The organism is Segatella albensis DSM 11370 = JCM 12258 (genome assembly GCF_000426565.1).
Classification (GTDB): Bacteria; Bacteroidota; Bacteroidia; order Bacteroidales; family Bacteroidaceae; genus Prevotella; species Prevotella albensis.
Window position 1 is genome coordinate 89,143 of the sequence record NZ_AUFP01000009.1, and the last position, 13,721, is coordinate 102,863.

The 13,721-nt window shown below is 39.5% G+C and carries 12 protein-coding genes; 6 read left to right on the forward strand and 6 right to left on the reverse strand.

Going from position 1 to position 13,721, the window contains the following annotated elements; translation table 11 throughout:
• Window positions 1–21: 21 nt before the first annotated feature.
• From K333_RS0106890 to K333_RS0106900, 3 genes are read right to left on the reverse strand one after another with little or no spacing between them, the layout of a single operon-like run.
• Window positions 22–795: an MBL fold metallo-hydrolase gene (locus K333_RS0106890; protein ID WP_024989874.1), complete on the reverse strand. Its 774-nt coding sequence runs from the start codon at window positions 793–795 to the stop codon at window positions 22–24.
• Window positions 792–1,805, reverse strand: coding sequence for a UDP-N-acetylmuramate dehydrogenase (gene murB, locus K333_RS0106895; protein ID WP_024989873.1), 1,014 nt, complete (start codon window positions 1,803–1,805; stop codon window positions 792–794). The genes K333_RS0106890 and murB overlap by 4 nt, the downstream gene beginning before the upstream one ends.
• 1 nt (window position 1,806) lies before the next feature.
• Window positions 1,807–2,658 carry a DUF4348 domain-containing protein gene (locus K333_RS0106900; protein WP_024989872.1) on the reverse strand — a complete coding sequence of 284 codons (852 nt, stop codon included), beginning with the start codon at window positions 2,656–2,658 and terminating at the stop codon, window positions 1,807–1,809.
• Between the two features lie 160 nt (window positions 2,659–2,818).
• Between K333_RS0106900 and pheS the strand changes: the two genes are divergently transcribed.
• Window positions 2,819–3,859 carry a phenylalanine--tRNA ligase subunit alpha gene (gene pheS / locus K333_RS0106905; RefSeq protein WP_027452491.1) on the forward strand — a complete coding sequence of 347 codons (1,041 nt, stop codon included), beginning with the start codon at window positions 2,819–2,821 and terminating at the stop codon, window positions 3,857–3,859.
• 87 nt (window positions 3,860–3,946) lie between these two features.
• On the opposite strand, the gene K333_RS0106910 is transcribed toward pheS, so the two are convergent.
• The gene (locus tag K333_RS0106910) at window positions 3,947–4,873 is read right to left on the reverse strand and encodes a YitT family protein (RefSeq protein ID WP_024989871.1); all 927 of its coding nucleotides are present in this window, start codon (window positions 4,871–4,873) and stop codon (window positions 3,947–3,949) included.
• A 79-nt stretch (window positions 4,874–4,952) separates the two neighbouring features.
• Window positions 4,953–6,983 (reverse strand): NAD-dependent DNA ligase LigA, encoded by a 2,031-nt coding sequence (gene ligA, locus K333_RS0106915; RefSeq protein ID WP_024989870.1) that lies wholly within the window; start codon window positions 6,981–6,983, stop codon window positions 4,953–4,955.
• Between the two features lie 52 nt (window positions 6,984–7,035).
• Between ligA and coaW the strand changes: the two genes are divergently transcribed.
• Window positions 7,036–7,896 carry a type II pantothenate kinase gene (coaW, locus tag K333_RS0106920; protein WP_027452492.1) on the forward strand — a complete coding sequence of 287 codons (861 nt, stop codon included), beginning with the start codon at window positions 7,036–7,038 and terminating at the stop codon, window positions 7,894–7,896.
• A gap of 106 nt (window positions 7,897–8,002) precedes the next feature.
• Here the strand turns inward: coaW and K333_RS0106925 are convergent, their stop codons facing one another.
• Window positions 8,003–8,980 (reverse strand): hypothetical protein, encoded by a 978-nt coding sequence (locus K333_RS0106925; RefSeq protein ID WP_036889101.1) that lies wholly within the window; start codon window positions 8,978–8,980, stop codon window positions 8,003–8,005.
• A gap of 107 nt (window positions 8,981–9,087) precedes the next feature.
• On the opposite strand from K333_RS0106925, the gene trmD reads away from it, so the two are divergent.
• From trmD to K333_RS0106950, 4 genes are all read left to right on the forward strand, one after another.
• Complete coding sequence (trmD, locus tag K333_RS0106930; protein ID WP_024989867.1) at window positions 9,088–9,786, forward strand: tRNA (guanosine(37)-N1)-methyltransferase TrmD; 699 nt, start codon at window positions 9,088–9,090, stop codon at window positions 9,784–9,786.
• A gap of 524 nt (window positions 9,787–10,310) precedes the next feature.
• Complete coding sequence (locus K333_RS0106940; protein ID WP_154653004.1) at window positions 10,311–10,877, forward strand: hypothetical protein; 567 nt, start codon at window positions 10,311–10,313, stop codon at window positions 10,875–10,877.
• 457 nt (window positions 10,878–11,334) lie between these two features.
• Entirely contained in the window at window positions 11,335–12,405 is a 1,071-nt protein-coding gene (locus K333_RS0106945; protein WP_024989865.1) for a DUF5119 domain-containing protein, read from the forward strand.
• A 116-nt stretch (window positions 12,406–12,521) separates the two neighbouring features.
• Window positions 12,522–13,712, forward strand: a complete 1,191-nt coding sequence (locus K333_RS0106950; protein WP_024989864.1) for a fimbrillin family protein — start codon at window positions 12,522–12,524, stop codon at window positions 13,710–13,712.
• Window positions 13,713–13,721: the final 9 nt, after the last annotated feature.

The window sequence follows — 13,721 nt, forward strand, 5'->3', positions numbered from 1 at the left end:
ACAATATTGGGATTAACAACTTTAAAAAGGTATAACTTGGCCATCATAGCCAAACTCTACCCCTCTAGGCAAACGTTTATTTGCCTCATCATGTAGCCCAATTTCGTGTGTCAAATGAATAAGAACAGTACGTTCTGCCCCTATTTTTCTGCTCACCCTAATGGCATCATCTACCAATTGATGACTATGATGCGGTTTATCCCATCTCAGGGCATTGATAATCAGAGTTTTCATGCCATTTAGATATTGATATTCACTATCAGCCATAGTCTTCATATCCGTGATATATGCCAAATCATGAAATCGATATCCAAGAATAGGCATTTTATCATGCATTACCCTAATCGGAAAAACTTCCATATCACCGATTTTCAGGACCTGATGCGGTTCTATCTTATGAAGCGACAGTTCTGGAGCTCCAGGATACAAAGGCATCCCTTCTGGTGGAAAACAATACGGCAGCATACGTCGCATACCAGCCATCACTTTCTCCTCAGCATATACATCTACCCCATTGAACCGATGACAATAGGGACGCAAATCATCCATACCTCCAACATGATCATAATGGATATGGGTAACTAGTACAGCATTTATCTTACGAAATGGTTGTGTAAGTAATTGCTCTCGAATATCAGGACCTGCATCGATTAATATTCTTGTATCGCCATCCTCTACAAGAGCAGCAGTACGCAAACGATGGTCTTTCGGATTTTCCGAACGACACACCTCACATTGGCATCCCAATACTGGCACACCATTTGAAGTTCCCGTTCCTAATAATGTGATCTTCATCGGATATTAACCTCTGGATATATTTCAATGTCAAATTTCAGTTTGACATCTTCCTGTATTTTTTTCATCAAGCGAACAACATCCTCACCTGTCGCTCCCCCACGATTAACAAGAACGAGTGCCTGTTTATCATAGACTCCCGCAGCACCTAACGTTTTTCCTTTCCAGCCACACTGTTCTATCATCCATCCTGCAGGAATCTTATAACCACCATCTACCTTGAAGTAACGTAGGTTAGGAAAGCGACCTTCCAAATCTTTCTTTTTACTTTCATCCACAATAGGATTCATAAAGAAACTGCCTGCATTACCTAGGATCTTAGGGTCTGGCAATTTTGCGTTTCTTATCCCAATAATCACGTCACGCAACTGTTGAGCTGTAGGCGTTGCTATTCCGCGCTCATCCAACTGATTCCGAATGTTACCATACTCCAATCGAGGAACAAACTTACGGCTCAGTCGATATGTAACATACGTTATAAGGAACTTGTCTTTCCATTCATGTTTGAATCGGCTCTGACGATAACTATAACAGCATTCCTCATTATTAATCACCCATTTCTCACCTGTAGAAATCTCCACAGCCTCAATAGTATCAATGATATCTTTAGCCTCCACGCCATAAGCTCCGATATTTTGAACTGCAGAAGCACCTACTTCTCCAGGAATTATTGAGAGATTTTCTGCGCCATACAACTGATGTTCCACACAGAAGGCAACGACATCATCAAAGATCTCACCACTTCCACATCTTACCAGCACATCATCACCTTCTTCTCTCAACACTTCTATACCTTTGATTGCACTATGCAGCACAGCCCCTTTATAGTCTCCTGTGAGCAAAAGGTTACTACCTCCACCCAAGATCAATAAAGGCATATCTTCTTGGTTCAGTAAAATAGTAATCTCTTGAGCTTCTTCTACTGAAGAATATTCCATAAAATGATGACAACGTGCATCAATACCAAAAGTATTATAATTTAAAAGACTAAAGTTATATTCGTCTAACATATTATGTATTCAATTTTGTAAGCATCCATTTTCCGCGAATCTTACGGAAGTAGAGTTCTGTCTCCAAACCGTTGGCAATACCGCGGATAACAAAGATTTTCTGGTTACTCTCTGTATATTTCTGTCCATAGATGATATTATAGATCATCTTGGAAGGCAATTCCGGAGCAAAGGCTGGCCATGTTTCCGGATCAATATCTCCCGACATAGTAGAGAAATCATCATCAGGATCAGGACCTGTAAATTTGATAGGAGAAGCAAGATGACGATTCTGGAAAGCCGTATCCGTAGCAAACGAATGATAGAACTTCAGAAAGCTTGCATTCTTATTCGTATACATAGGTTTATAATTAATCGAAGTAAGCATCCATAAACCATTTATACGATTGAAAAGATATTGCTTAACCAGACTTTTGGTGAAATACACCTTTTCGATCACGACATGATTAATACTAGTATCCTTCACGATTTTCATCTGATTAGGATGATCAAATATCACCGTATAGTAATCCTGGCGCATAAAGAAATGTTCCATTTTCCAAGCGTTTTTCTCAACAGAATGACTAAGTTTCTCGTTATGGTACACTTTTAAAGGAAACGCGATACGCTTGAACTGCAGTTTTTTGTTTGCTGCAAAATTAAAGATAAAATCATCGAAAAGTTCATCCGCAGCCTTAGGCATAGGAGTTTCGGCAATAATATCTTCGGCAGAATCTTCTAGCACAGAATCTTGCCGAGCAGAATCCAGTAAAACCGAATCTTTAACAGGAGACGGTTTCTTATCGGTACATCCTGTTGTCATCACCATTGACAACAAGGCCAACGCACATGCTATATCTATTAGTCTTTTCATGCTAGCCTCTTAATTTTTAGGCAAAAGTACACAAATTCTACGACATAACACATTAATTTTGGAAAAAACTTATATTTCTCAATTCATCATGCTTTTTTCTTAATTTAAATTACTACCTTTGCAACCGAATCGATTAGAATAAAAACGTTTTTTTTACAATATGTTATTAGAGAAAATTGAATCACTACTACAGGAAGTGAGCAGTCTTACAGCTAAGAACGCTGAGGAAGTAGAACAGCTCCGTCTGAAGTATCTGAGCAAGAAGGGCGAGATCAATGCCCTGATGAATGATTTCCGTAGTGTTCCAAAAGAGCAGAAAAAGGAAATCGGAATCAAGATTAACGAATTGAAGACTCGTGCGACAGAGGTTATCAATGGTTTGCGCGAAAATCTGGCCGAAGCCGAGGCTACAAGCGACGACATCGACCTTACTCGTACCGCTTATCCGATTGAACTTGGTGCACGTCATCCCCTAACCATCGTCAAAAACGAAATTATCGATATTTTCGGCCGTATGGGCTTCACTTTATTCCAAGGTCCTGAGGTCGATGATGACCAGCATGTTTTTACTATGCTGAACTTTGCAGCCGACCATCCTGCCCGTGATATGCAGGATACTTTCTTTATAGAGCGCAGCAATCCTGCTGATGTTACCAAGAACGTATTGCTTCGCAGTCACACTTCCGGTGACGAGGCTCACTTCATGGAGAACCATCAGCCTCCTTTCAGAATTCTCTGTCCTGGTCGTGTTTATCGCAATGAAGCTATCAGTGCTCGTGCCCACTGTTTCTTCCATCAGGTAGAGGGTCTTTATGTTGACAAGAACGTAAGTTTCACCGACCTTAAACAGGTTTTGCTTACCTTCGCTCGTGAAATGTTCGGTCCTGACACCAAGATTCGTCTTCGCCCTAGCTACTTCCCATTCACAGAACCAAGTGCTGAGATGGATATCAGTTGTAACATCTGTGGTGGTAAAGGTTGTGGATTCTGCAAGCACACTGGTTGGGTTGAGATCCTTGGTTGCGGTATGGTAGACCCACATGATCTCGAAGCTTGTGGCATCGATAGCAGCATCTATACGGGTTACGCTTTCGGTATGGGTGTTGAGCGCATCGCCAACTTGAAATATCGCGTAAGTGATCTTCGTATGTTCTCAGAGAATGATACAAGATTCCTCGATGAATTTAAGAGTGCCTATTAATACTGCTAATTCATAATATTACAATGCTATAACAAAAAAGTCTGAGCTATTTGCTCAGACTTTTTTGTTTTCTAATATCACCAACGATTAATTATTTTCTATATTTTCGAAAAGATTCTCCTTCGAAATCTTCTCATGCTTCGAACGAATCTTAAACTTGTCAAATCCTTCTCCATACACACCGATCACATTGGTCTGCGTTACAAAAGCATTTGGGTCTATCTCATTGATGATACCAAAGATGATATTGCTTTCACGACGTTTTGCCATGATAAAAAGCATCTTTACCTCATTACCAGTATAAAACCCATGAGCCTCTATAACAGTTGCTCCACGATGAGGGAATACAGCGATACGACTGGCAATTTCCTTATACTTATCTGAAATAATAAAGAACTGAACACTACGATGCATTGTATTTACAACCTGATCGACACAGAACGAAGAAATCATCAACACGACATAACCATAAATTACTTGTTCCCAATTGTGAAAAACAAGATATGAACTGGAAATTATGATAATATCACACGTCATGATGACACGACCTAGAGAAATATCCCGGTATTTGTTCACAATAGCCGCTATAATATCCGTTCCACCGGTAGAACCATTAAAGGCAAATCCCATACCAACTCCGGAACCACAAAAGATTGCACCTATTATGGCTGCCATAAAAGGTTGATCTGCTAACAAATGGAAATCATGATGCCCCGCAAAAAAAGCTGTAAGAGCTGTCAACACCAAAACGGCATAAATGGTCTTCATGCAAAACTTCCACCCCAAAATCATCAAAGCTGCAACCAAAAGAATTGCATTTATCACGAAATATGTAGTCTGAACGGGTATCTCCAATCCCCAGAACACAACAGATGCTATACCTGGAACGCCTCCTGTCGTTATATTGTTAGGAAGCAGGAAAACATTCCATCCAATACTGTAGGATATCATTGCAATACCTATCATGAAATAATCCCTCAGTTCGGTCATTAATGCTTTTTTCTCGATATTCATGATTTCTCTCGTTATATTTTAAATTTAGATGCAAAGATACGAAATAATAAGGTGATAGAATCATCTATCACCTTATTTTTTATTCCTCACCAAACTTATTTATAAATTCTTCTTCACTAATAATCGGGATATTCAGTTGATGTGCTTTCTGATTCTTGCTACTCACAGACTCCACATCATTGTTGATCAGATAGTTCGTATTTTTGCTCACGCTACCGGTGACCTTTCCGCCCTGACTCTCTATATATGCTTTCAGAGCATTGCGGTTCTTATAATGATGCACATCACCCGTCACCACGAAAACTAAGTCTTTACACTTCTCACCGGTTGGCTCCATTGAATCCTCGCGAATGGTTAGTTCCCCCATAAGATGCTCCACAATACGAAGATTTTTAGGATTACTAAAGAACCTGACCACTGATGCACTCTTCTCTGGTCCAATGCCATCGATTGATGCGAAGATTGCCTCGCGAGTGTCCTCACTAAAGAGATCACCTTCCTGAGACGCAAACAACTCTCCCCCTTGAGAAGGACTAGACAATTTAATAATTTCTTCCAAAGAACGGGCTCCGAGCAGGCGCTTGCACACATCCTTTCCTACAAGAGGTATACTCAGAGCATACAAAAACCGGCGCGCATCCACCTCCCTACTTTTATCAATAGAGCGCATGATATTTGCAGCACTTTTTTGTCCAAAACCTTCCATCATCGACAATTCGAAGATATGCTCTCTCAAATGGTATATATCAGCATATTCCTTCACCCATCCTAAATTGATAAACTTAGAAATTGTCTGTGCACTGATTCCGTCGATATTCATTCCGTCCTTGCTTACGAAACGGGCGAACTTCCTAAGTTGCTTGGCCGGACAGGTTTCATTTGTACAATGTAAAGTACGTGTTCCACTACTTTCACTCTCTACGACCCGAGTTGGAGCTCCACAAACCGGACATTTATCAGGGATCGTTAGATTTCCTACCTTATCAATGACATGAATTACCTTTGGAATAATCTTATTCGACTTGATGACGCTCAACTTGGTACCGGCATCTCCAATTCCCAAACGTTCACATTCTGAAATATTACAGAGAGAAGCACGCTTTACTGTTGTTCCTTCCAGTTCTACCGGCCGGAATACAGCCACAGGCGAAATTGTAGATGCAGCACAACTCCATTCTATATGGTCGAGTTCTGTCTCTGCGCTCTCATCTTGCCACTTAAACGCATATCCCGCACGAGTGGCATGATGTCCTGTTACCGAACCCGTCAAACTGTAAGCATAATCATCATAGGCAATGACAAGTCCATCTACAGGGAAAGGATTATCACGATGAGTAACCTTCAGTGTCCATCTATCAATGACTTTTTGGATATTCTCTTCGGTAGGATTTTCTATTCTCTCACGCTCTACAGCCTTCATTCCATTTGCCTCGATGAAATCCATTCTGTCCCCCCATCTATCAATCGGTTCATCGACATGTACCAAGGTAAAAGGAATCCACTGCAAATGGCGTAATTTCACCTCTTCTACATCTTTCAATGTTAACGAGCCACTTGCCAAGTTACGAGGATTAGCATAATCCTCACCACTCTCAAGCAAGAATTCTTCAAAGTCTGAATAAGAAATCACACACTCTCCACGAATTACGACATGACCCGTAGACTTGATTTTCTTAGGGATTCCAGCAATAGCACTGGCAAGATGCGTGATATTCGTTCCGATATGTCCATTACCACGGGTCACCACCTTTGTAAGTTTTCCTTCATCGAAGGTGACAACCAAAGTTAGTCCATCCAATTTCCAAGACAACCATATTGGGCGCCCTTCCGCCCATTTAACCAAATCCATAATATTCTTGGTCTTAGCCAAGGACAAAGCCGCATACTCATGCTCTTCTTTTTTTCCAGAGAATGTATCAGCAGACACGTTATGCGTAGGCGACGCTTCGAGCACAACACCAGTCTCCTTCTCCAATATTTTCAGTTGATCAAACAGATGATCCCACTCATAATCGGTCATCTGTTCGCCTTGTCCATTATAATATGCATCAGAAGCTTGATTGAGCTGAGCAATCATTTCCTGCATTTGTTGTATCTTGTCAATAGCCATAATATTTGGAATTTAGTGCAAAGATACTACTTTTTTTTCTTATCTTTGCACCATGGCAAAGAAAATAGTAATAGGAATTGATGTCGGAATCTCAACAACAAAGATTGTAGGTATCGACGAAAACGGAATGGTCATTTCGCCTATCCGCATAAAAGCAACCGACCCTATCACGTCATTATATGGTGCATTCGGTAAATATCTTCATGACAACAAGATTCATCTCGAAGAGGTTGAACACGTGATGCTCACTGGTGTAGGAGCTGCATATATCGAAGAAAACATGTATGGACTGCCTACCACCAAAGCAGAAGAATTCATTGCGGATGGATTGGGAGCACGCTATGAGTCGAAACTCGACAAGATGATCGTGGTATCTATGGGTACGGGAACGTCTCTTGTTGTATGCGATGGTGATGACATCCATCACATCGGTGGTATCGGCATTGGTGGAGGAACGTTAGCCGGACTGTCACGTATCATGCTGAAAACTGATGATATCAAACAGATTGCATCCTTAGCCATGGAAGGTGACATTTCTAAAATAAACCTCCTCATCGGCGATATCAGTGCTAAACCTCTTCCAGGATTACCTATGACTGCTACGGCAAGCCTTTTCAGTAATGCCAAGGCTAATGCTTGTCGAGAAGATATCGCCATCGGACTGATTTACATGGTACTACAGGCCATCGGTTCGAGTACGATACTTTCTTCATTGGGTACGGGAATCAAGGATTTTGTAATGATTGGTAACCTTACATTATTGCCACAATGCCGTGATGTTTATCCTGCTATGGAAAAACTATATAATGTGCATTTCCGTATACCTAAATATTCTGAATTCTGTACGGCTATCGGAGCTGCTCTTGCCTACAAGTATAGAAAAGGAAATAACATTACTCCAAAGTACATATAACAGTATCGATTTACGTAGTTAACTGCATCAGCCTACATAGTTAACTATATAAGCCTACGAAGTTAACTGCGTAAGTCGATGCAGTTAACTTCGTAAAAGTACATACTTAATTACACAAATTGGTACTATTAATATAACCTTTAAAGTTACGTTCCGACCAATTGATTATTGTCTGTGAAGCTTTCACTGTTTTCCCTCCGAGTGCCGCCTGTTCTAGATATTCCACCCTCTTCGGCCATCCGATATAAAAATAAGTTTCCGTAAGTGACTTATCAGCCACTAGGTCTCCTCCCCCAGTACTCATCGTGGTAAATCCCATATCCCTGACATCTTTCGCAGGTATTGTCACCTCGCTTCCATTGAAAATCCGATAATCACCATTGGTATCATTCTCAGGATCTATAGGCTCTACATATCCCGCTATCATCATATTCTGAGTCTTATATCCCAAATCACTCGAGGATTTTGAGAATTTTCCAATCTTAAATTCCTGTCCATGATTACCAAACAGAAATCCGAGTTCACCCAATTGCTGCATCACAGAACTCTCATCATCCATTTGCAAACCGAGAAAACTCATCAGAGAACTGCGTGGCATAATCTGTGCAAGAGAATCGGTATGAGAATAGATGGAATCAATCGCCACATTATATATATTGTATAGTCGATCACGAACAGAACGCCAATTCTCTAAATGTAGCATATTACCATATTCACCAACTGTAAAATAGAATTTATAATGCTCCAATTGAGAAAAACCGCTCAGTATTTTCTTCTCATACGAGTAATCTTTCATCTTACTCAAATCAAAATCAGAATACTGTAATTCCATACGATATCCACCCTGGGTAGAATCAAGTACGGCTATTTGGAAATTATAGCTATAATCTTTCTCCTTAATGGTATCATTATCATGAAACTCGTACGACATCTTATCAACATGATAATTCATCGTGTCGCCTTTGCAAAAATATCCCACTACCGCAATTGTAGTGTCTCCTGAGAGCATACCGATACTTGCGCCATCCGCCGGTGAAAGCAAACAAACAATAAAAATAAAAATCAGAAATGATATTTTATTCATCTTTAAAATTACTTTTATACGTACAAAGATAGCAAAATTACATCAAAACACGAATTTTCCAATCAAATACTTGCAAGATTCCAGTAAAAATTACTATCTTTGCAAACATGAGAATAGATATCGTAACCGTTTTACCGGAAATGTTAGAAGGTTTTGTGCATGAATCAATTCTGGCAAGAGCACAGAAAAAAGGCTATGCAGAGATTCATTTGCACAATTTACGTGACTATACTTTAGACAAATGGAAACGTGTAGACGACTATCCTTATGGAGGTAGCGCGGGCATGGTGATGCAGTGCGAGCCTATCGACAGATGTATAGAAGCCTTGAAGGCTGAACGTGATTACGATGACGTAATCTATACCAGTCCTGATGGTGAGACATTCAATCAGAAGATTGCTAATGAGATGTCGATGCAAGGTAACCTCATCATTCTTTGTGGTCATTACAAGGGTATCGACCAGCGTATACGCGAACACCTTATTACTCGAGAGATTAGTGTTGGTGATTTCGTGCTTACTGGTGGCGAACTTGCTGCGGGTATCATTACTGATGCTGTAGTAAGACTAATCCCAGGCGTACTCAGTGACGATCAAAGTGCATTGAGCGACTGCTTCCAAGACGATATTCTTGCTGCTCCTATCTACACACGCCCTTCTAATTATAAGGGATGGAAGGTGCCTGATATCCTTCTAAGCGGAAATGAAGCTAAAATCCGTCAATGGGAGTTCGATCAGGCCATAGAAAGAACCAAGAAATTACGTCCGGACTTGCTTAAAAAGCAGAATGGGAAAAGAAAATTTTAATTATAAGATATAGAAAAGACTCATCACAATGAGGTGTTACACCTTATTATATATATAAGAGACCAAGTTTAGAACAATTTACTTTAAAAAAAAGAACACTTAGAATAGCCTTTTTATAAGAATGATATTAAGCCTTGGCCTTAAATGGTCTGAGGCAATATTATATGATATTATAAACCTCATTTTTAGATCATAACGATAATGTTCGTTAGGGGGGAATAGTCCGACGTGAGTTGCACTATTCCCTTTTTTATATACCTTCAACACAAAGGGGAAAAATTGATATTGAAGGAGTAAAAAATAACACCTAAAGGGTATTATTTGATATCCTCAGAGTGAAATTATTGACTTACGTTTAACCCAATTTAAAAATTCCCCCTTAAAAAACAATTTATACCACTATATATTCATTGTAATTAATGATATTTGCATCAAACAGAAGTTTGAAATAAAAAAACTAAAATAGAAGCACTATTATAGCGAGAGTATGAAACGAAACCTAAAAAACTTATTACTTAACGATCATGAGAATACTTCATTTACAATCATACCTAACACAATCCATAAAGATTTTGGTTGTTGCAACAACTACTATTCTTGCAATTACACTAACAAGTTGCAGTGCTGGTTCAGACGACACCATATCACCTATTAGTACAGAGACTCTGGAATCACCAACTAACTCAACCCGCTCTTCCATGCAAATTCTTCACGATACAAAGGCAAAAATCAAAGCAACTTTCAAAATAAACGGTGTAGACATTAATAACCAATCGAACAATATAAAAGACGATAAGATAGAAGTTACCAGTATCACTATCCGTACAGGTGTGGAAACTATCAATGCAAGCAAATACGAAATAGAAAACGGATTAGTATATGCCAAACCTGTAAACGGAAATGTTACCATCCGAATACACTACAACGTAAACTGGTACAATCCTGCAAAAGAGGCCGTAGACACACGAACCGACTATAAGGATATCACTTACTATCTTTCTATCGAACAGGGCAAGGTCATTCATCTCACCCTCGACATCATAGCGGACAAGATCAACTTCAACGCAACTGTTAGTGAATGGGTATTATGATATGTTTTTCATATATTATACAATCGCTATAAATAAAAATCGTTAAGGTACACACAAGGCAGAAATTTTAAGGGCGCTTAAAATTTTCTGCCATTTTTTGCATGTTTTCAAAATAAAATTACTACCTTTGCAGCCAAATATATAAGAACAAAGAATATAAGGATATTAAGAAAATTACTCAAAACGACTATAAGAACGATTATTGAATATAACTTTTTATCCTTCAGAAACAGTAAGAACGACTGTGGCTATGTGTATTAAACATATGCCTTTAATGTCAATAGTATTATCTCGGGCGTTATAATTAGGGTATATTCAATATAATAAGATGTGCTTTTATTTCCCGACAGAAAAATTTAATCTCTTAGAGATGGCATTATCATGCCAATAGGAGAGATATCTCTTACAAGTCAAGACATAATGTCTGACGATAAGCTCGTGATGTGCATTAGTAAATATGAAACAAAGAATTAAGACTGGTCTGTTCATGTTCGCACTCACTTCCATCTTGTGTGGTTGTGGCGAAGAAGATTTCCTTCGGCGTTCCGACTTGGTTAATCCTCAGTTGATATACACCAATCTATCTATAGATATCGATTGGCTTACCAAGTATGGAGACTTACCCACAGGAATGACCATATACACTTTCGGTAAAAATACCGGTACTCAATATGAGTTAAGTGCAGACGTGAACACCATTGATCTGTATCGCAATGCGGATAGCTACAAGGTCATGGTATTCAGTCTTACTCCTTCAGAATATGGTAGTCTACATTTTGAAGATTTAGACAATTCTCAAAAGGCTGCCGCTATGCTCAACAGATATGAGTGCACTGATGGATGGAATCAAGGCACAACTTATCAGTATGAGCCGGAAAAGATTGGAGCTAGCGTTGACACTTTGGATTTAACTCCACAAATGGTAGAAAAGACATTGTGTTGGCAACTCGCTCACAAGAATTGCCAAGAGTGTTTGGAAGGTGATACTACGAAGGCTATCTTCAAAGCATTGCCAATATCACTCACCAAGGAGTTCACCATCAAAGTTCGTATCAAAGGCATCAAATATGCTAAGAGCGTGGTTGGTGAAATCAGCGGACTGGCCGATGGATGGATGTTGGCTTTAGAACATGCCACTGAAACCACTGGCATCAATAGGTTAAACGAATGGATAGCAAATGTGAAAACATCTGACGATAAGGATGGATGGATAACCAAAACCATCACTACGTTCGGACTTCCATACGGAAATGATATTGCTGGAAACAGAAATGACAGCGATAATGTTCTGAAATTGTATTTCGAACTAGTAGATGGAAAAACGACGATCTCCTATTCGTATAATGTTGGAAACATGATAAAATATAGTGAGGATGGTAACCTCATTTTAATTATTGACACAGACATATCAGAAAGCCAGCCAATGCCGAACTTACCTAAGGTTGAACCTAAAGGTAACGATAACGGAGGTATAAATGCCCATGTAGGGGATTGGGGCAACGGCGGTGATGTTATAATGCCTGCGTAATAACAAAAAAAAGCCACATATTAAGACGACGACAGAAAGATTAAGAAGTGGTGTATAATGACGGAACATCTTAGATGTAGAACGTGATTTTGTAACTTTTATAAAAATAAAAACGTATGAAAAAGTATTATCTGATCATTAGTGCTATGGCATTAATGATGGCTGCTTGCACGGAAAGTGCAGAATTTGAAAATGACTCAAAGAATTCTGGGGACTACAGTAACCTTAAAGTCGATTTTGGATCTTATGTTGGTAAAGGTGCGACTCGCGCCGGCGCAACAGGCGTACTGACAACTGACGAATTGAAAACTACAGGTTTTGGTGTTATGGCTTCATATACCAACACCACAGCATGGGCTTCGGCTACTGGTGAAGCTAAACAGTCTAACTTCATGTACAATGAAGGTATCACATGGAATAATTCTACATGGACTTACGCCACAACAAAATATTGGCCTAATGATCCTAATCAGAAGATTAGCTTCTTTGCTTATGCTCCTTATGTAGAAACAGTAAATGGAGAATCTGGTATCACTGCTATTGATGATGCTTCTGCAGAAGAGCCTAAGATTTCTTATAAACTGGACCCTATAAACTTTGTAGACTTACTTTGGGCGAGTGCAATAGACCAAAACAGAATGGTTAACAACAATTGTGTATCATTCAACTTCAAGCACATCGTTTCTAAGTTCATGGGAGATGTAAAAGCAAAGATCTCTAAAGAGGAACTTGCAGGATTGGTTGACCCTATCGTTACGATCGAGCAGATTACTGTTGAGAATATTGATGAGAATATTGCAACAAGTGGTAAACTTGATCTCCATACAGGTGTCTTTGTCAATGATGCAGAGACAACTCCTGCTGCTTTCAAGATGAGCCTTGAAAGTCCTTTCTTTACAGATGCTGCAAGAGAAGACGCAAAGGCAAATATCGACCTTAAAGCAAAGCCAACAGCTTTAGACGGTAAAGGTTTAGCAACTACAGCAACAAGTATTCTTGACCCTAAGGCCCCAAGTCTAGGACTATATTTCCTTCCTGGCACACAGCCTCATTTCAAGGTTACCGTAAAATATTGGGTAAGAACTAAGGATGCAAAACTTCCTAAGGGTGTTACCAATGTTGCTCAGACCGTAACAAGTGTTATTCAGTACCCTACTCCATTCGAACAGAACAAGAAATACAATTTGGTTTTGAACATCGGTTTGAACTCTGTACAATTCCAGGCTGAGGTTGCAGCTTTCGGAGCTACAGAAGAAACTGTTGAGAAGATCGTAGACCTCCCAGCTGTAAACGGAGCATTGAATTAATTCGCTAAA

What these genes read in the sequence shown, in the direction of transcription:
- murB (WP_024989873.1), bottom strand. Translation starts at nt 1,805, where the DNA reads ATGTTAGACGAATATAACTTTAGTCTTTTAAATTATAATACTTTTGGT.
- trmD (WP_024989867.1), top strand. Translation starts at nt 9,088, where the DNA reads ATGAGAATAGATATCGTAACCGTTTTACCGGAAATGTTAGAAGGTTTT.
- coaW (WP_027452492.1), top strand. Translation starts at nt 7,036, where the DNA reads ATGGCAAAGAAAATAGTAATAGGAATTGATGTCGGAATCTCAACAACA.
- K333_RS0106890 (WP_024989874.1), bottom strand. Translation starts at nt 795, where the DNA reads ATGAAGATCACATTATTAGGAACGGGAACTTCAAATGGTGTGCCAGTA.
- K333_RS0106900 (WP_024989872.1), bottom strand. Translation starts at nt 2,658, where the DNA reads ATGAAAAGACTAATAGATATAGCATGTGCGTTGGCCTTGTTGTCAATG.
- K333_RS0106940 (WP_154653004.1), top strand. Translation starts at nt 10,311, where the DNA reads ATGAGAATACTTCATTTACAATCATACCTAACACAATCCATAAAGATT.
- pheS (WP_027452491.1), top strand. Translation starts at nt 2,819, where the DNA reads ATGTTATTAGAGAAAATTGAATCACTACTACAGGAAGTGAGCAGTCTT.
- K333_RS0106925 (WP_036889101.1), bottom strand. Translation starts at nt 8,980, where the DNA reads ATGAATAAAATATCATTTCTGATTTTTATTTTTATTGTTTGTTTGCTT.
- K333_RS0106910 (WP_024989871.1), bottom strand. Translation starts at nt 4,873, where the DNA reads ATGAATATCGAGAAAAAAGCATTAATGACCGAACTGAGGGATTATTTC.
- K333_RS0106950 (WP_024989864.1), top strand. Translation starts at nt 12,522, where the DNA reads ATGAAAAAGTATTATCTGATCATTAGTGCTATGGCATTAATGATGGCT.
- K333_RS0106945 (WP_024989865.1), top strand. Translation starts at nt 11,335, where the DNA reads ATGAAACAAAGAATTAAGACTGGTCTGTTCATGTTCGCACTCACTTCC.
- ligA (WP_024989870.1), bottom strand. Translation starts at nt 6,983, where the DNA reads ATGGCTATTGACAAGATACAACAAATGCAGGAAATGATTGCTCAGCTC.